The sequence below is a fragment of the Methylomonas lenta genome, assembly GCF_001644015.1.
GTDB lineage: Bacteria > Pseudomonadota > Gammaproteobacteria > Methylococcales > Methylomonadaceae > Methylomonas > Methylomonas lenta.
Window position 1 is genome coordinate 1 of the sequence record NZ_LUUI01000114.1, and the last position, 15,936, is coordinate 15,936.

At 46.7% G+C, this 15,936-nt stretch carries 19 protein-coding genes; 12 read left to right on the forward strand and 7 right to left on the reverse strand.

Annotated elements, in window-relative coordinates; translation table 11 throughout:
* The first annotated feature begins 177 nt into the window (after nucleotides 1-177).
* From A1359_RS13125 to A1359_RS13140, 4 genes are all read left to right on the forward strand, one after another.
* Nucleotides 178-387 (forward strand): transposase, encoded by a 210-nt coding sequence (locus A1359_RS13125; protein ID WP_332310090.1) that lies wholly within the window; start codon nucleotides 178-180, stop codon nucleotides 385-387.
* 408 nt (nucleotides 388-795) lie between these two features.
* On the forward strand, nucleotides 796-1,431 hold the full coding sequence (locus A1359_RS13130; RefSeq protein WP_066983624.1) for a DUF1579 family protein: 636 nt from the start codon (nucleotides 796-798) through the stop codon (nucleotides 1,429-1,431).
* Nucleotides 1,403-3,175, forward strand: coding sequence for a hypothetical protein (locus A1359_RS13135; RefSeq protein ID WP_198159357.1), 1,773 nt, complete (start codon nucleotides 1,403-1,405; stop codon nucleotides 3,173-3,175). Before A1359_RS13130 ends, A1359_RS13135 begins: the two co-directional genes overlap by 29 nt.
* Nucleotides 3,176-3,405: 230 nt before the next feature.
* A complete protein-coding gene (locus tag A1359_RS13140) occupies nucleotides 3,406-3,612 on the forward strand; it encodes a DUF6494 family protein (RefSeq protein ID WP_066983630.1) in 207 nt (68 codons plus the stop codon).
* A gap of 276 nt (nucleotides 3,613-3,888) precedes the next feature.
* On the opposite strand, the gene A1359_RS13145 is transcribed toward A1359_RS13140, so the two are convergent.
* A complete protein-coding gene (locus A1359_RS13145; protein WP_066983632.1) occupies nucleotides 3,889-4,140 on the reverse strand; it encodes a hypothetical protein in 252 nt (83 codons plus the stop codon).
* Nucleotides 4,141-4,396: 256 nt separating this feature from the next.
* Nucleotides 4,397-4,606 (reverse strand): DUF3820 family protein, encoded by a 210-nt coding sequence (locus A1359_RS13150; protein WP_066983635.1) that lies wholly within the window; start codon nucleotides 4,604-4,606, stop codon nucleotides 4,397-4,399.
* Nucleotides 4,607-4,770: 164 nt separating this feature from the next.
* Here A1359_RS13150 and A1359_RS13155 point away from each other — a divergent pair, with 164 nt between their 5' ends.
* From A1359_RS13155 to A1359_RS13165, 4 genes are all read left to right on the forward strand, one after another.
* Nucleotides 4,771-5,205, forward strand: a complete 435-nt coding sequence (locus tag A1359_RS13155; protein WP_083960632.1) for a flavin reductase family protein — start codon at nucleotides 4,771-4,773, stop codon at nucleotides 5,203-5,205.
* Between the two features lie 19 nt (nucleotides 5,206-5,224).
* On the forward strand, nucleotides 5,225-5,371 hold the full coding sequence (locus tag A1359_RS23220; RefSeq protein ID WP_269747922.1) for a topoisomerase DNA-binding C4 zinc finger domain-containing protein: 147 nt from the start codon (nucleotides 5,225-5,227) through the stop codon (nucleotides 5,369-5,371).
* 131 nt (nucleotides 5,372-5,502) lie between these two features.
* The gene (locus tag A1359_RS13160) at nucleotides 5,503-6,708 is read left to right on the forward strand and encodes a YcjF family protein (RefSeq protein WP_066983638.1); all 1,206 of its coding nucleotides are present in this window, start codon (nucleotides 5,503-5,505) and stop codon (nucleotides 6,706-6,708) included.
* On the forward strand, nucleotides 6,708-8,240 hold the full coding sequence (locus A1359_RS13165; RefSeq protein WP_066983641.1) for a GTPase family protein: 1,533 nt from the start codon (nucleotides 6,708-6,710) through the stop codon (nucleotides 8,238-8,240). The genes A1359_RS13160 and A1359_RS13165 overlap by 1 nt, the downstream gene beginning before the upstream one ends.
* Before the next feature lie 65 nt (nucleotides 8,241-8,305).
* On the opposite strand, the gene A1359_RS13170 is transcribed toward A1359_RS13165, so the two are convergent.
* Entirely contained in the window at nucleotides 8,306-9,052 is a 747-nt protein-coding gene (locus tag A1359_RS13170; RefSeq protein ID WP_066983645.1) for a VIT1/CCC1 transporter family protein, read from the reverse strand.
* Between the two features lie 29 nt (nucleotides 9,053-9,081).
* Entirely contained in the window at nucleotides 9,082-9,768 is a 687-nt protein-coding gene (locus tag A1359_RS13175; RefSeq protein WP_066983648.1) for a cytochrome b/b6 domain-containing protein, read from the reverse strand.
* A gap of 103 nt (nucleotides 9,769-9,871) precedes the next feature.
* Between A1359_RS13175 and A1359_RS13180 the strand changes: the two genes are divergently transcribed.
* Nucleotides 9,872-10,396: a helix-turn-helix transcriptional regulator gene (locus A1359_RS13180; protein ID WP_066983652.1), complete on the forward strand. Its 525-nt coding sequence runs from the start codon at nucleotides 9,872-9,874 to the stop codon at nucleotides 10,394-10,396.
* 160 nt (nucleotides 10,397-10,556) lie between these two features.
* Complete coding sequence (locus A1359_RS13185; protein ID WP_066983655.1) at nucleotides 10,557-11,498, forward strand: DNA-binding protein; 942 nt, start codon at nucleotides 10,557-10,559, stop codon at nucleotides 11,496-11,498.
* A gap of 421 nt (nucleotides 11,499-11,919) precedes the next feature.
* On the opposite strand, the gene A1359_RS13190 is transcribed toward A1359_RS13185, so the two are convergent.
* The 3 genes from A1359_RS13190 to A1359_RS13200 all read right to left on the reverse strand — a co-directional run bounded on the left by A1359_RS13190 (nucleotide 11,920) and on the right by A1359_RS13200 (nucleotide 14,653).
* The gene (locus A1359_RS13190) at nucleotides 11,920-12,342 is read right to left on the reverse strand and encodes a hypothetical protein (RefSeq protein ID WP_066983658.1); all 423 of its coding nucleotides are present in this window, start codon (nucleotides 12,340-12,342) and stop codon (nucleotides 11,920-11,922) included.
* Between the two features lie 144 nt (nucleotides 12,343-12,486).
* On the reverse strand, nucleotides 12,487-12,882 hold the full coding sequence (locus A1359_RS13195; protein ID WP_066983661.1) for a hypothetical protein: 396 nt from the start codon (nucleotides 12,880-12,882) through the stop codon (nucleotides 12,487-12,489).
* Between the two features lie 91 nt (nucleotides 12,883-12,973).
* Nucleotides 12,974-14,653: an MFS transporter gene (locus tag A1359_RS13200; RefSeq protein WP_232322226.1), complete on the reverse strand. Its 1,680-nt coding sequence runs from the start codon at nucleotides 14,651-14,653 to the stop codon at nucleotides 12,974-12,976.
* 300 nt (nucleotides 14,654-14,953) lie between these two features.
* Between A1359_RS13200 and A1359_RS22490 the strand changes: the two genes are divergently transcribed.
* Together A1359_RS22490 and A1359_RS13205 are read left to right on the forward strand one after the other, a co-directional pair.
* Nucleotides 14,954-15,112: a hypothetical protein gene (locus tag A1359_RS22490; RefSeq protein ID WP_157200549.1), complete on the forward strand. Its 159-nt coding sequence runs from the start codon at nucleotides 14,954-14,956 to the stop codon at nucleotides 15,110-15,112.
* Nucleotides 15,109-15,909, forward strand: a complete 801-nt coding sequence (locus A1359_RS13205; RefSeq protein WP_066983664.1) for an alpha/beta hydrolase — start codon at nucleotides 15,109-15,111, stop codon at nucleotides 15,907-15,909. Before A1359_RS22490 ends, A1359_RS13205 begins: the two co-directional genes overlap by 4 nt.
* The last annotated feature ends 27 nt before the right edge of the window (nucleotides 15,910-15,936 follow it).

The window sequence follows — 15,936 nt, forward strand, 5'->3', positions numbered from 1 at the left end:
TAACTTAATGGCAGTGACTTGATAGGTGGGAAAGAGAGGTTTTAGTTAATCTTAAAAGTTGGTCGGTTGAGCGTTATAAAGTTGCATTAGTCGATAGCTTGGCAACCGAAGCAATGACTTTGATCGATAATTACTCAGAACTCAAGTGTGTTTTTGAATTACTGACCGGCTTAAGGCATTGCCGAAACCAGCTCCATTGCCCTGATGGACGAACTACTGTTATTGTCACCCAGATTGTCTGATCGCGAGTGGATCAAGTTTGCCGGCCTTGCCCTCAAGGCCTTTGAATCCGGAAAAAGCGTCCACAAAAAGATTTGCCTATCCAAAGCCGGTAACCGGCATATTCGCTCGGCGCTATATGCCGGCACTTGGCGCCAAACAGCATGATCCACATATGCGAGCTTATTTCCAACATTTGATCGACAACGGCAAGAAACGGCTTCAAGCCGTCTGGGCCATCATGCGTAAATTGCTGTATGTTAAAGCTCGACCAGCCCCTCGATAACACGCGGTTTTATGCCATTCCAGCACTATCGTCGTCGAATACAAAATCGGTGACATTTATTGTTTTTGAACAGCGTATCTACGAGCGGATTGGGCTGTTTGATGTTACGGGGGCTCTAAGGCCCGTTATAACAATTAACTACCCAAGCGGGTGTCACGGTAGCATAATCGGCGTTAGCGTATCGCGCCGTAAAATGCCGTCATGGCAATTTTTGCGTACAACCTCCATCGTGTTTAACGGGTTTAGTAAGTGGGCATGAGGGGTGAACAATCGAAACGAGGAGGATTCAGATGAAGTATGTCAGCAACATAACGTCTATCTGCCTGTTTTACCTGCTTTTATTCGTAAGCATCACTCAATCGCAGGCGGACCAAATCCAAGATACCGCACTCAGCACCCCTCCGCCAAACCATCGCATTCTCGACAAATGGCGTGGCACCTGGAAAGTCACGGCGATCTACCATCCGCCGGCCCCGAAAACCCTAACTTATGTCGATACCTTCAAATGGGTACTTAACGGCCGTTTTTTACAAGGTGAGTCATCTGAAAAATCCGATGGCACCAAAGCCATGTCCATGATTTGGTTCGACCTCTTCACCCAGTCGTATCGGTTCGTGATTTATGATTCGTCGGAACCGAAACCCGCGGAAAAGGCTGGAGAAGTGCCTTTACCGTGGGGCGGTATCGCGGTTGAACTGCCTCCGCCCACATGGCACGAAGATACGCAAACCATGGAGTGGGATAGTGGTTTCTTCGGCCCGGTGAAATACACCGGCCGCAGTCGCTTCGTCAATGACGATATGATTATATCGAGCGGCCTTTTGAAAGACTGGAAAGGTACGGTCATAGTGGACGTGGAAACGACTAGTATCCGGCAACATAACGCGCCAAATGAAAATGCCTGCCGTTGCCCTCAGCCTCAATAGCGGATTTGGTATTTTTTTCGGCTTATTGTTTGTGGTGTTGCTTGCCTCGCTGATGACGATTTTGCTGTCCTGGCTGTTGTTAAGCCGTTATAAAAAATCGGTCGGTCAATTAATGTTGGCATGCGGTAATTCCACAACCGCCACAGCGGAGTATAGCCGTCACGAGGCTGATGACACTCTCGGTCCTGGTCTAGCCTGCTCCAATATATCCGCGGATAGCCATGCCGATCTATTGTATCGACGGATGATAGCCGGACCTTGGTTGTATGCGGCCCGATACGCCTTGGCGGGGATGCCTTTCGCAGTGGTGATGTCGGTTTCATTCGGTATGGCCTTTTCACAAGCACAAATCAATCCTTTGGGAGCGGCGGATCACCCTCTACAATTTTTGTTGATGGGGTGGCTATTTGCCTGGCCAGTGGTAGTCGCGGCATTGCTGATTACTAAACTGAATTGGCAAAACAGGTGTGCGCTACTGTGTGGATATTTTGTAATATTGATCATTTTAGGCGCCTTACTCACCCTGATGCCGACGGAAGCAATCTCGCTGTGGGGAAAGAGGGCGATAGGTTGGTCGGGTGAAACGCCGACGCGGGTGGCGGCCAAGTGGTTTATGTTAAATCTGGTGCCGACGCTACTGCTAATCACGTTTCGGAACCGTCGCATACGCGCAGTAGCGCCGCTAGTATTGGCTTTTATGACAGCGGTGGCCACAGGTTTGCTGAGTGTACTGTTATGGTTAGTGATCAATCATCAACATTTTCAGGCGGCGAGTGATTTTCTGACGGTAGCATTTGCCATGCGAGCCAATACGGCATTTATTATAACACTAATATTGATTACGCTAGCGGCTTGCGGCGTATTTGCCGTTCTGGGAGGATGGCTTTCACAAAAAATTCGGCAAGGTTATCTGGCCAAATCGCTGAGCGACCTGTCGTTGAGCCTGGATGCTGTGTGGCTGCTGTTTGCTTCTTGTTATGCCATCGTGTTGGCGCTGGCTGGTCCCGGTTGGGCGGTATTTGGAATAGCCGCTTTTTTGCTGTACAAATTTTCCTTAAAGCATACGTACAAACTGCTGCCCTCGCATCAGTCGGATGCGTATTTTTGCCCCACGCTCTTGGTATTAAGAGTCTTTTCTCTGGGCAAACGAAGCGAGACATTGTTTGATACCATCGCCGCCTATTGGCGCTATATCGGCACTATCCAACTGATTGCCGGTACGGACTTGGCTCAATCGACCGTAGCACCACATCAATTTCTGAGTTTTATCACCGGTAAACTGAAAGGGCTGTTTATCGATAGCGAAGCGGCTGTGAATCGAAGTATTCGAGCAATAGACCACCGTCCGGATGCCGACGGCCGATTCAGGATCAATGATTTTCTTTGCCATCAGGATACCTGGCAAAGCGTACTGTCAAAGTTGGTTGCCGGCAACGATGTGGTATTGATGGACTTAAGAAATTTCCAGCCGGAAAACCAGGGCTGCATTTTTGAAATTAATCAGCTACTACAGTCAGTGTCCGTTCATCGCCTGGTTTTAGTTGTCGATAACACTACCGATAGGCAGCTGTTTAGGGAAGTTTTGCTGGCAGCATGCGCTGGATTACCGCTTGGTTCGCCTAATTCAGGCATTTCGGCGGATGAGGTACAACTGTTTGAATTGAAATCTGATCATGCGAAGGCATTGCGGATGCTGCTGATGAGATTATCGGCGGCGGCTGGAGGCGCCAAGAGCGTTGCTTAAAATATCAGCTCGTTAGATACTTTGTGGAAAATAGCCTCTAAATTTAACCACTCATCAGCACTGAATTTTCCAGGCAACTAACTAGTGAATTTAATAATATGTATATGATAGCCATTTAATACTGAAATTTAAGCGCTGTTTTCTTGTGAAAGTGGCAAAATTTAGAGGCTGTTTTCCAGCTGAAAGGCTTTTAAACAGGAAACTTTAAACTTACTCATTAGGACATCGATATGAACGAAGATACCTTTAACATGGAAATCAGAAAATATCTGAAAACCGTCGGCATAGCCTCGCAACGCGAGATTGAACAGGCTGTTTACAAGGCTCTTGAATCAGGCGGATTACAAGGCTCTGAAACGCTTAAAGTAAAGATGACCCTGGAAGTGCCCGGGATCGGTATATGTCATTGTATCGACGGACAGATTGCACTCGAATAGCGTTGGCTAATCTTACGAAAGCTCGAAAGGCTAAATCAATTTTTTTAGAGAATCGATGTGCAGACAGCCGGTAAAACTCCGGTGTTCGATCCGAAACGGCAATTTGAAATACGAGGGGGTATACTTCACGGCTTTGTCATAAAAATCCGCAGGGAGCTGTAGTAGAATCGGCGCCCCGACCGGCAGGTTGTGACCGGCTGCCGCAGATGGCTAGCAACATATTTCAGTTGCAAGTTATGTCGGTTTGCACGCTCGTAAGTTGCCACGATGTCATTTTCAATTTGATACAGGTATTGACATCCATTTTTTGTTTCCGCCTATGTTTTCTAGGCCGTACGATTCGACTATTTTATCCCCACGCCATACGGTTATTTCCCAAAAACCGCTTTCAGCATTGCCGCCTCGCTCTGCAAGACCTGATAGCGCATCAGGTTGTGCTGCCTGCGCTTCATTTAACGAATTGTAATGGCCCATTTCAATAGCAAATTCCGCGTCGTCAGATACCCAAACAAGAGTGTATGTTTTCATGTTGCCTTCCTTTGATTAAAGTGCGGTGACGTTCTCAGCTTGTGTTTCTTCAGTGCCCCTGGTCGCTTCCATGCTGAGGCGTTGACTTTATTTCAGGGTCTTGCAGCCACTGCCTTGGATAAGGTTGAATTATACCAATACATCTTTGCCGCCATCTTGATCGATGAAGCTAAAGCCCTTGTCATCATTAAACCGTTTCAGCAGCATCAAGCCAGGTCATCAGCTTGATGGTGTTTTCGCAGGCTACACTGATGATTCACTTTCTTAGAGGATCGAGCAGTGATTTCAGGCCATTGTGATCGATCTCCTGCATTAAGGCCAATAAACGTCCTAATTCACCATTAGGAAATCCCACGCGTGCAAACCAATTAAGGTAGTAACCTGGCAAGTCCGCAATGACGCGTCCTTGGTATTTGCCGTAAGGCATGGCAAATGTAAGCAGTTTTTGTAAGTCTTCGGATTCCATAAGGGTGTTGTTCGGGCATTTGCCAAATTTAACCAGATAATTGACGTTTTAGCTTATTTTGGACGAATACTGCGAGCCTTTTTGATAAAAAGCCTGGCTGTATGCCATACGGACTGCGATAAACTGTCTACTATCCTCTGGCCAGCAGCATGAGGTATACGGTAATGAAGACGATGGCAATTAGCAAAGCTTTCACGCTGATTGAACCCGGCTCAGTGGTTTTGATGGCGACCAATGATGGAGAGAAAAATAACATCATGACCATCTCTTGGAGCATGGCGATGGATTTTACGCCGAGATTTGCCATAACGACAGGTGCTTGGCATTATTCCTATAACGTGATTCGGGACTCCAAAGTATGCGTCATTGCGATTCCTACTCTGGATCTTATAGGCCAGCTTGTTGGGGTGGGGACATGTTCTGGCACCGACACAGATAAATTTCAAAAGTTCGGACTGACGCCACTTAAGGGAATACATGTCAGGGCGCCGCTGATCAAAGAATGTCTGGCCAATGTTGAATGTAGGGTTATCGATATTGTTGAAAAGTACAGCATAGTTGTTCTCGACGGTATCGAAGCACGACAGATCGATTGTTGAGCATAAGCAGCAACAAGCGGTGCAGAAACAGCAAAACGATAATAATTGTCTAAAGTGTGGGTCGCCGATGCTATTAAGAACGGCCAGCAGTGGAACAAATCAGGGCAACCAGTTTTGGGGATGTAGTGGTTTCCCAAAGTGTAGAGCAGTCAGACCGGTATCTTAGATTTGGGTGACATTGACTGCAAGAGTGGCGAGGTTGGCTTGATGATTTTGGTGCATCTGTTCGGGTACTGTTAAACTGGATCAATAGCAACAACAGTGTCAGTAGCGTCGTTTTGTAACCCAATAAAATCTATGATCAATAACCTTTTGAACAGGGATTGGATAAATCAAATACTCAACCCTAGTGTTTCAGATAGTCATCTACATGAAAAGCTGGAACAGGCGCGTCAAAATATGCCCATTCCGGTGTTTTGGTTATTAGGCAAAACACAAAGCGGCAAGTCTTCAATTATTCAAGCTTTAACAGGTTCGAGTCGCGCGGAGATCGGGCAAGGATTTCGTTCGTGCACTCGACAGTCCACGGTGTTTGACTTTCCCGATGAAGATGCTGCGTTCGTTCGATTTCTTGATACCAAAGGATTAGGCGAAGCGGACTATGATCCCAGCGAAGACATGGCGTGGTGTCAGAGCCAAGCCCATTTGCTAATGGTCGTCATTAAAGCGATGGATCATGAACTGGACGGTGTGCTATCGGCAACTCAAGCAGTCCGGGCTGCACATCCTGAATGGCCATTACTTGTAATACAGACCTGTCTGCATGAAGGATATCCAACTAAAGCCACGAGCCATCGTCAACCCTATCCATTTTCAGGCGAGCATTTTGATAGCCATTGCCCACCGGACTTGGTCCGATCAATGAGTGTGCAAAGGCAGCATTTCAAAGCCTTAAACGCAAAATTTGTCGCTGTCGATTTGACTCAGGAAGAAGATGACTATGACCCAGTGCATTACGGATTAGAGGCATTATGGTCTGCCATCGAATCAGCTCTACCGATGGGTTTGCAGCAAATGTTATTGCAAAACCAACTGCATAGCGATCGACTTAATGATGTCTATGCGCAACACGCTTATCCTCATGTGATGGGTTATGCCATTTCCGCTGGGTTTTTGGCTATGACGCCGGTTCCAGCAGCCGGCATGCCCTTGGTCATCGCGGCTCAAGGCAAAATGTTTCATAGTATAGCTTCGATTTACGGCGTATCCCTCACTAAACGGAGTATTTACGAAGTGATCAGTGCAGTCGGTATCGGTGGGCTGAGCGTGGGCTTTGGCGCACGCGAATTGGCCAAACTGATACCCGGTTGGGGATCTTTGATTTCAGGCTTATCAACCGCCGCCATTACCTATGCCTTGGGCATGACCTTATGCTATTACTACGCCCAAACACAACAGGGCCATGCGTTTAGCGCAAAAATGTTAAAGGTCGTTTACGAGGAACAGTTAAAACGTGGCCGTCAGCTGCTAAAAGCACGATTTACTGAAAAATCCGCATCATGATGAAACATGCTTTATGGCCTTGGTTGGCACTATTGGTTATTGGGATAATCCCTGTTTTGGCCTTGATGGTGATAGGGGCTTGGTGGGTATGGCAACAACAGTGGTATTGGCTATGGCTTAATCTGGCGGTAATGTGTGTCGGCATTGTCTGGATTACTGCACGAAAAATCAATCGATATCAAAAAAATCCGCTAATCGATAACGCTATCAAATTCGACACCCCATTTTCGCAACGCGATCAAGCGGCGTGGGCTGCGGTTCAGGCCTTGATACCCAGCATTAACAAAAATACTCGGCAGAAACTGGACAACATCGATACCTGGCTACAGATAGGTCAACAGGTATTGACGTTGGTGGCTAGGCATTATCGTCCCAAGGCTGAACAGCCTGAAATGGACATACCGGTTACCGAACTGTTGCGTATGGCCGAGCTGGTTTGCCATGATTTGCATGCACAAATTCAGGGCAATTTGCCGCTTAGTCATGTGGTGACTTTGGCAGATGGTTTGAATCTTCAGCGTTGGCTGGATCATTTGAGTGATGCTAATGCGGCATTTCGTTTAGGTCGGCTGATATTAAATCCCCTGACGGGCGGTTTTTACGAAGCCAAAAATTATGCCCAAACGAAAGTGTTAGCCTTAACGCTGCCCCGGCTTCAAGATTGGTTGCTGGAATTGTATGTTCAGAAAGTAGGGCATTATGCAATTTTGTTGTACAGCGGACGCATGGCAGTAGAGCAACAAAGAATTGATGTCTTGTCCGCCAAGTCGAACAAAGACGGTCAACAGGCGATGAAACAACAGACGGCATCGAACCAAGAGCCGTTACGATTTTTGGTGGCTGGACAAACCAATGCCGGTAAATCAACCTTGATCAATACCTTATTTGATTCTCCGCGCGCTGCTGCAGATGTGGTGTCGTGCACAGATGCCATCATGCCCTATGCGCTAGAAAGCGAAGGCCAGTTTTCGGGGTTAATTTTTGACACGCCGGGTTATGGCGAAAAAACCAGTTGGTTGTATGACAACCGGGAGGAGTTAGATAAAACCGATTTGGTCATATTGGTCTGTAATGCCAATAATGCCGCAAGATCAGCAGATCGTCGGTTTCTACAAGAATTTCAGCAACACTTTCAGGATCAACCGAATCGAAAAATCCCCCCGATGATTCTGGTGGTGACACATATCGATGAGCTGCGTCCTATTCGAGAATGGCAACCACCCTATGATATTGCAGAGCCAAATTGTGTGAAGGCAGCCAACATTCGGGCCGCCATGGATGCTATTCAGCATGACTTGTCACTGTTTGATGATACAGCTATCGTTCCCGTTAGTTTCGGCAATAACAATGGCATGGGGTCTTATAACGTCGACTCCTTATTGTTAGCCATAGGCCGGCAAATGGATGAGGCTAATCGAGCCCGCTTATTAAGATGTTTGAAAGACGCCAAAAACAGCGAGAAGTGGACTCGGCTGTGGCAGCAAGTTACTCAATCCAGCCGTTGGTTGTTAAGCAAAATAGTGGATACATAGCCTTAAAAAAATCCACGGTTATTATTTCTATGACAATTGTGATTGCAAACAGAATTAGCAAAAGCTCATCCGCTCACGCTGCCGAAAAGTAAACCGATATAGGCGGTAATACCCATCGACAACAGGCCCCAGAACGTGACGCGGACAATGGCTGTTAAGATCGAAGCGCCGCCAGCCAAAGCAGATAGCCCACCCAATAACATAAGCGAGAACAATGAAATCGAACCTACTGTGGTAATCAGCGGCATAGTTTTCGATGCGGTTAAATCTACAATTACTTGATTGACTTGTACCAAAGTTAAATAAGGGAAAACCAGCACCGTTAAGAGCGGCAACAATGCCCCCAAGGAAAACGTCAGTGCAGAAGTTAAGGCAGCCTGCAAGGGACGAGCCGTAGTGATTTCTGTTAGCCCTAATTCATCCCGCGCATGCGCTGCCAAAGCATCGTGAGCCATCAATTGCTCGGCAACCTGCTGGGCAAGTTCAGGTTTGAGGCCTCTGTCGATATAGATCGATTTCAGTTCATTCACTTCATGAGGGTGATTTTCCGCTAGCTCCTGCTCTTCCCGCTTTAAGTCGGCTTGCTCAGTATCTACTTGAGAGCTGACTGAAACATATTCACCGGCCGCCATCGACATGGCACCTGCTACCAATCCGGCTGTGCCGCTAACCAGTATGGCCTGCAGGTCTGCATGGGCAGCGGCGACGCCGATCACAAGACTGGCGGTTGAAACGATGCCGTCGTTAGCGCCTAATACGGCGGCGCGTAACCAGCCGATACGATGGGCGCGGTGAAATTCAGTATGTCTCAAACAAGCTCCTTACTTTTAGAATTTTGACATTACTGGTAAGTGTCATCGATGTCTTTGTTTCCAGTAAACATAGCTTTAACCAATTTCTCTTTATCGATGTAGCTGGATACTGCAACACCTATAATGTGTAAAAACACTAACAACAGGGTCAGGTTAGTGAAAACCTCATGCAATTCTTCCCAAAATTCTTCCGCTTGCTTATCGATCTTGTATTCGCTGTCAATCAATTCAGATTTTTCATCATCATCTTCGTTATCTTCTGCATTAGCCACGGAAATCAGACTGACAGACTGAATTTGTGTCTGGACTTGTGTTGCTGACAGGGCGAACGGGCCTTTGTTATCTTCTACCGCGTAAAGCTTCAACCCCGTCAATGTGGTTGCCGACAAACTGAGTAATAAGGCGATCACCATGGCACCGCCGGCAGGGTTGTGACCTATATAATGCTGCGGTTTGGTAGCTACCAGATTTTTTATGTAACCCATAATCTGGTTTGGGGAATAGATAAAATTACTGAAGCGAGCATACTTCCCACCCACAAAGCCCCACACTATTCGAGTGAGTAAATAAACCCCCACGACATAACCTGCCCACACATGTAAGGTCATGAAATCATCTTCGGTAAAATAAGCCGTAAAAAATGCAAGCACTAAAGTCCAATGCCCAATACGAATCACCGGCTCCCATACCCTTAATGTTTTTTTCTCATTTGTCATGTTATTGCTCCCAATCAGTTGTCGGATTCAAATCAAGTTCAGCCACATGTTGCGTTAAACTTATCTTTTTGGCATCCGTCATCCGACGTATAGGCGATTATTTATGGCATTTATTAACGAAAACAAACGCTTCAGCCAATGGGCTGTTGCTATCTGTTTGCTGGTTTTTGTGCTGATAACAATGGATTTTCTGGGTGACTATCGAGACGGCGTGCCGTGGCCGCACTTGTTTGTCGAAGCCATCATTCTGATACTTTCTCTGGCAGGGTTAGTTTATTTCGGTCGACTTTATTATCAATTTGCACAAAGCAAAATCAATTTGCTGGCGCGGGATTTGGCATTAGCCAATCAACAAGCGCAACAATGGCGTGAAGCTAATCGTGAGCTTATTGCGGGCTTGGCCGTTCAAATACGGAAGCAGTTTGACAATTGGCAACTCACCCCGGCAGAAGCCGAAGTCGGTATGTTGATGTTAAAGGGCTTGAGCCATGGCGAAATTGCCCAGCTGCGCAATGTCAGCGAGCGCACCATACGCGACCAAGCTCGCGCTGTTTACCGGAAAGCCGGGGTGACCGGGCGCACCGAGCTATCCGCTTTTTTTCTGGAAGATTTGTTGCTGCCACGTTAGCCGCATTAATCCTCCTGGCAGCTGGGCAATCGCTCCGGCAGTGTATGAATGTGGGCGTTAGTCTAAAGTGCCGCAATAGGCACTTGGATACTTTCATGCCATTTTGCTATTCGTTTTAATTACGCTCTACATATTACAATGCACAGTTTTGGGCAAATGAATGGCCATTACAAAACAAGACATCTTTAATGCCGCCACAGCTATTGCTGCAAGAGGTCTAAAGCCAACACTGAATCATATTCGCAAGGAATTAGACTCTTGGGATTTCGCACTGATTAGCGATGCCATGATTGAATGGCGGACTATTCAGAAGGCAGCAGTGCTCAGTATCTCAGCATCAGTCAAAGAACCCGTGCCGGATTCTATCTCCGGACGACTGAACGAACTCGCCAGTGATGTATGGGAAATTGCCTTGCAATTGGCACATGAACGATTACAGTGTGAACGTGAATCTTTGGAGCAAACCAAATCTGAAATGGAGCTGGCGAAGCTGGAATTTGCCGAGTTAGCCGATTCATTAAATACTGATCTTGAAGTGGCCCAAAATTTCATCCAACAGCAAACCGAAGCCGCCTCTGCAGCCCAGGCAGAAATTGATAAGCTGCATAGAGAAATTTCTATATTTAACGATTCACTGGTTAAGGCAAATCATGATGCTCAATTAGCCAATGCGGCGTTGACAGAGGCTCATGGTCGCGTAGAGCAGCTAACAGCGATGTTGGAAAGTGAAAAATCTGAACGCATTCATGCCAGCAAAAAACTCGAGCAATCATTAGTGACTATTGCGGAGATCAATGCCAGTGCGACAGAGTTAGCGGGTGACCTAAGTGTGATAACCGGCAGAGCTACTGCAGCTGAGGCCAAGTCGAATCAAACGGATCAAGTGCTGAATGACGTCACCAAAAAACTAGATAAGTCAGTGATTGAAATCCAGCTATGGCAAAACAAGGCAACCCTGGCAGATGCACAACTGGTTTCCCTAAAAGAGCAACTGAGCGAATTAAAGGCTGAGGCTAAGCACTCGATCGAAGATGCAGCAGAATTACGTGGAAAATTAATTGCGGCTCAGGAACGAATTTTTGCTTTGGAAAGCCTTGCATGACCAAGAAAAATTTAATGTAGATATTCAATGTCTTGAATTGCGCTGTGCAATTGTTTGCCCAACCCTACAGTATCCGGGCGTGGTCGAGCAAGCTTGCTGTATTTTGCAGTCTACTGCCCGACACTCTCTCGTGCGATCACGAGAGAGTTATAGTTTTGCAAAAATGCAAAAAAAACGGCGCCAGGTTTTGCAATAAACCATCTATAGCTTTAACTAACTCGCACCTATCTATTCAGCTGCTGTCACGAACACCTACAACAAAGTGTCCGCAATTGGCCGAATACTGTGAACTCTCCAATCTCGATAGCTGCCGTTAAAATTACTTTTGGTTTTTGGGGAAACTAAGGCTGCCACCGCCCCATCAGTCCGCTAGAGCGAATGGTTAATCAACCGCAGCAACCATACTTTTTTCCATGAGGTGCTACAGAAGCCCGAGGTACTTAAGGAATAGCCATGCCGGCGTCTGCAACGCGTGCGCTGTATAGGCTACAGCTAACCCGAATAGAATGGGTGAACCTGCTATTGCAGCGGACTCTCCAAAGGACAGCGGTGGAGAAACTGATTTACCCACCAGCCAGTGGGCGCCGAACCAGAATATTGGTACTACGGTAAATAGTAGCCCGTAGAACACGGCCAAACCTTCCATCCCCGAAACTGCTTTTGTGGGAACTACTGCAATTGCGACCGCAAAGATAGCAATAGGGATTGAGGAAATTCTGACGCGACGCCAGCAGTGTCCTTTACCTCTCTCAATGAATTGAGATCTCTCCCAGCGAATCATAAAAGCAAATGCAACAAGAGCAAATAGCGCAAATACCAATAGCAATACATGGAATGGATGCATCGCTAATCCCTTTTACGTTCGCTTCTGGGCGTTGCTAATTTCAACACGGAGTACCTTTTTCTTTATGGTTAACTTCGAATTTCACCGGGATTTTACAGAGCGGAGTGGCGCAAAATTTCCGAGTGAAAATGCCTTGTTAGGGGCTTATCCAATTTGAACATTTTTAATGTCAGGGTGATTTTCAAATAGCTTTTTAAAGAATATAAAGCAGCTATCGGTCGCCGACATCTTATTTTTACCAAAGAGCTTCTGTTTGAAACTTCGATTCTTTTCAACTTGAAATACCCATTCCAGCTCTTCCGCTGGATTATCACCTTCTTCGAAATATGCGCTAGCTCCGATAAGATAATTGCTGCCCTGATAAACAAGTTCGCTATACCAACCCCAATCTTCCGCATCAGGCTCTGTAATCTCAAGCTTTCCCTTTAGTTCTTCCTTTAACCATTCCAACAAAGATATTCCGTATATCGGATTTATGGGATTCACTTTTTCTTTTGAAACATCAAACAGTGATGTCTTGAAATGAATTGCGTGGTTCATGGCTCTACTTGGCAACTAACTAGTTATTACGCTGTTAACAGTATATTCGAATAAAGCTTGGCAAACCTATCGTAGCGCTCACAGTGATAATTCATTCTTTGTCATCTTCTTGCTTGACTAAAAAAGTACGTCCGGCGACCACGATCGCGAGCAACGGCATCGCCAAGCTGAGTATCATTACGCAAATCAACAACATGCCCAACTCACTGTAATCGGCCACAGAAATCACTGTACCCGTTGCTGCATCTTTGACTTCTCGTGTAATCAGGAACCACTGGTTCAGAGCCTTAGTCAGCAATTGAGATAGCGACAAAGCCAGATTGACGAAAGCCGCCATTACCGCGAAATAGGTTGCCTTTAGTTTTTCCGGTGCCGAATGAGCGATCCAAGCTAGCATCGGAATCATCGCAATCTGTCCCAATGGCGATTCCAAAGCGTTATCGAACAGTGCGATGAAGCGAGCATCGACCACACCACCGCTATGCGCCGCCGTCCATTCATGCACGCCGTAAAACATGCCGACATTCGGTAGATATAAAACACCCAATGCCACAGTCAGTACCGCGATAATGTATGTAATCGGGCGTTCAGCCATGAAACGGCGAAAAATGAACATGCCGAGCAAGGCTAAAGAACTGGTCAACAGTGACAGTTGGGATAAGAATTGCTGATCGAAATTTAACTCGTCGATCATCCACCAAGTTTCGCCAGAGCCGGTCGTCGGTACGGCGCGAAATGCAAAGATCACAAATGCCGTGCCGAAAAGCTGATTACGCGTTCGACGATCCAAATCACTAGTCAAACGCCAGATCAAAAACAGTATTATCGACAATGAGCCAGCGAATACGATTTCTTCGTTATAGGGTATGTCGGTCAGCCCCATGACTAATGCAAACAGGACGAAACCGAGCCCTCCGCCCAGTATCCACCAATTTACTTGCGTGAGTTGGGTTTCATTTCGCCCTAAAAAACGATCGATATCGACGAACTCATAGCCTTTCGCGGCAAGCTCGCAAGCACGTTGGTGGCGCTGATAAGATGCCAGCAACACGCCGGCTACCGAAATCAAGGGTACCAACAACGCCCAATGATAAATACGTAAATAAACGCCGGCTTTTTCCGCCACTGTCATAGCCGCGACACCACTGAAAAAACCAACATTGGCTGCTGCTACCAGTATAGAGCCACCGATAATGGCCACCCTACCCAATGTTTGCATTGTCGTGTGCGCCAAATGCGCATCGGCCTCGTTAACCGGCCGTCCTTGTGGGTCATAGCGAGGCACAGCCTCGACTGTCATCGCATCGGCTACGGTATCCTGAATGACATAACCAATCGGTGCCAACACCGCAGCCAATACATACCAATTCTCGGCAGGCATGATATTAATCATGAAATCGAGGTCGGCTAGCAAGTTACTCATAATCAACAAGCTGACCGCAATCAGCGCGCCCCCCAGATAAACCAGCTTGTTTTTGTGTTGCCACTGTAAATCGATCAAATGACCTATCGGCATTTTCAGGGTCCACGGCAGCATGGTCCAGAAGCCCAGCGCTGCCAGGAACTCAGCCGATAACCCTAAATATTCCTTGACGAAAAAAGTACCAACGATGCCGGTCAGTCCGGAAATGCCGGCTGCCAAATACACCATCAACGGCGGCAGATAACTCAAGCGAACTTGCCGGCCCAATTCGAGGATATTCTGGTCGAACCAAACCTGAGTTCGAGACATAACATTTATATGTTTAGCATTTTTGTTTTGCTCGATCACTATCAATCTCCCTCGCTAGAAAAAGCACTTTACGCCATTTTTTACGCCGGAATCGGCGCTCCCGTCAAACAAGTCATTACGCATCCTGCGTACAAATAATCTTATCAAGATCCTCTCAAGAAGTATGAAATGGTTAATATGCCAATTGTGCTTGATCAGTAATTTGTTTTTTGGGTTTTTTAGGAAGCTTTATCTTGCATCAATTAAACCAAAAAATGTAGAACAATAAGCGTGTTTTAATGGTTTTAATTGACCACAATACTGCAAAAATCAGCAGATCGGTAGACAGCACAAAACGGCATGCCTGTGGCGTCATTTTCTATCAGTAAAGCCGATGATGGTCGAATGAATATCAAATATCAGGGGGGTAATGAGATGGCAGTGGGTATGGTTGACTTAATCGTGGGGTATGCCAATCGGATAGATGCGCCTGCCGGAATTCCTGCAACATTTTCATGAAACTACCGCATATCGTGTCTTTGATCCTTATTTACTTGTTCATCCTACTCGCGGTTTTCTTGTTACAGCGGAAATTGATGTATTTTCCGGATCGCGTAACACCGGACGAACAGGAAAACCAGCTTGCGGCGTTCAACTTACAAGCTTGGCCGTCTTTGGCCGAATTACATGGGTTTGTCAGTAAAGAAAAACTGACTCATCCGAAAGGCACGCTGCTGGTTTTTCATGGCAACGCAGGTAGTGCGGTGCAGCGGACTTATTACATCGATGCATTACAAAAATTGGGATACCGAGTAATCCTTGCTGAATATCCTGGGTACGGTACCCGCACCGGAAGTCCGTCGGAAGATGTGCTCATCAAAGACGGCATTGCTACAGCTAAACTGGTGTTGCATGCGTTTTCTGGGCCACTATATCTATGCGGTGAATCGATTGGCAGTGGTGTAGCATCAGCTGTTGCCGCTTCGGGAGAAGTGCCGGTTAAAGGTTTGCTGCTCATCACACCATTCGATTCTATGGCCAAGGTTGCTCAACAGCATTATTGGTATTTTCTTGCCCGCTGGTTGATCTTAGATAAGTATGACAATCTGTCCAGGCTGAAAAACTATCAAGGTTCTATCGCGATGCTATTGGCCGAGCAGGATGAAGTAGTACCTAACCAGCGGACAATGACTTTGTTTGATGGTTTATCCGGCCGGAAAAAGCTTTGGCGGTTTGAAAACGCGGGCCACAACTCCCTACCCATGGAACCTTGGCGTCCCTGGTGGGGGGAAGTCATGCAGTTCCTAGAGCACTGAGCGAGTATCCATTCAATTATGGGACGA

Coding starts and splice junctions, on each gene's coding strand:
- A1359_RS13205 (WP_066983664.1), top strand. CDS start 15,109: ATGAAACTACCGCATATCGTGTCTTTGATCCTTATTTACTTGTTCATC.
- A1359_RS13190 (WP_066983658.1), bottom strand. CDS start 12,342: ATGCATCCATTCCATGTATTGCTATTGGTATTTGCGCTATTTGCTCTT.
- A1359_RS13155 (WP_083960632.1), top strand. CDS start 4,771: ATGAAGACGATGGCAATTAGCAAAGCTTTCACGCTGATTGAACCCGGC.
- A1359_RS13140 (WP_066983630.1), top strand. CDS start 3,406: ATGAACGAAGATACCTTTAACATGGAAATCAGAAAATATCTGAAAACC.
- A1359_RS13160 (WP_066983638.1), top strand. CDS start 5,503: ATGATCAATAACCTTTTGAACAGGGATTGGATAAATCAAATACTCAAC.
- A1359_RS13180 (WP_066983652.1), top strand. CDS start 9,872: ATGGCATTTATTAACGAAAACAAACGCTTCAGCCAATGGGCTGTTGCT.
- A1359_RS13135 (WP_198159357.1), top strand. CDS start 1,403: ATGCCTGCCGTTGCCCTCAGCCTCAATAGCGGATTTGGTATTTTTTTC.
- A1359_RS13130 (WP_066983624.1), top strand. CDS start 796: ATGAAGTATGTCAGCAACATAACGTCTATCTGCCTGTTTTACCTGCTT.
- A1359_RS13195 (WP_066983661.1), bottom strand. CDS start 12,882: ATGAACCACGCAATTCATTTCAAGACATCACTGTTTGATGTTTCAAAA.
- A1359_RS13145 (WP_066983632.1), bottom strand. CDS start 4,140: ATGAAAACATACACTCTTGTTTGGGTATCTGACGACGCGGAATTTGCT.
- A1359_RS22490 (WP_157200549.1), top strand. CDS start 14,954: ATGCCTGTGGCGTCATTTTCTATCAGTAAAGCCGATGATGGTCGAATG.
- A1359_RS13185 (WP_066983655.1), top strand. CDS start 10,557: ATGGCCATTACAAAACAAGACATCTTTAATGCCGCCACAGCTATTGCT.
- A1359_RS13150 (WP_066983635.1), bottom strand. CDS start 4,606: ATGGAATCCGAAGACTTACAAAAACTGCTTACATTTGCCATGCCTTAC.
- A1359_RS13165 (WP_066983641.1), top strand. CDS start 6,708: ATGAAACATGCTTTATGGCCTTGGTTGGCACTATTGGTTATTGGGATA.
- A1359_RS13175 (WP_066983648.1), bottom strand. CDS start 9,768: ATGACAAATGAGAAAAAAACATTAAGGGTATGGGAGCCGGTGATTCGT.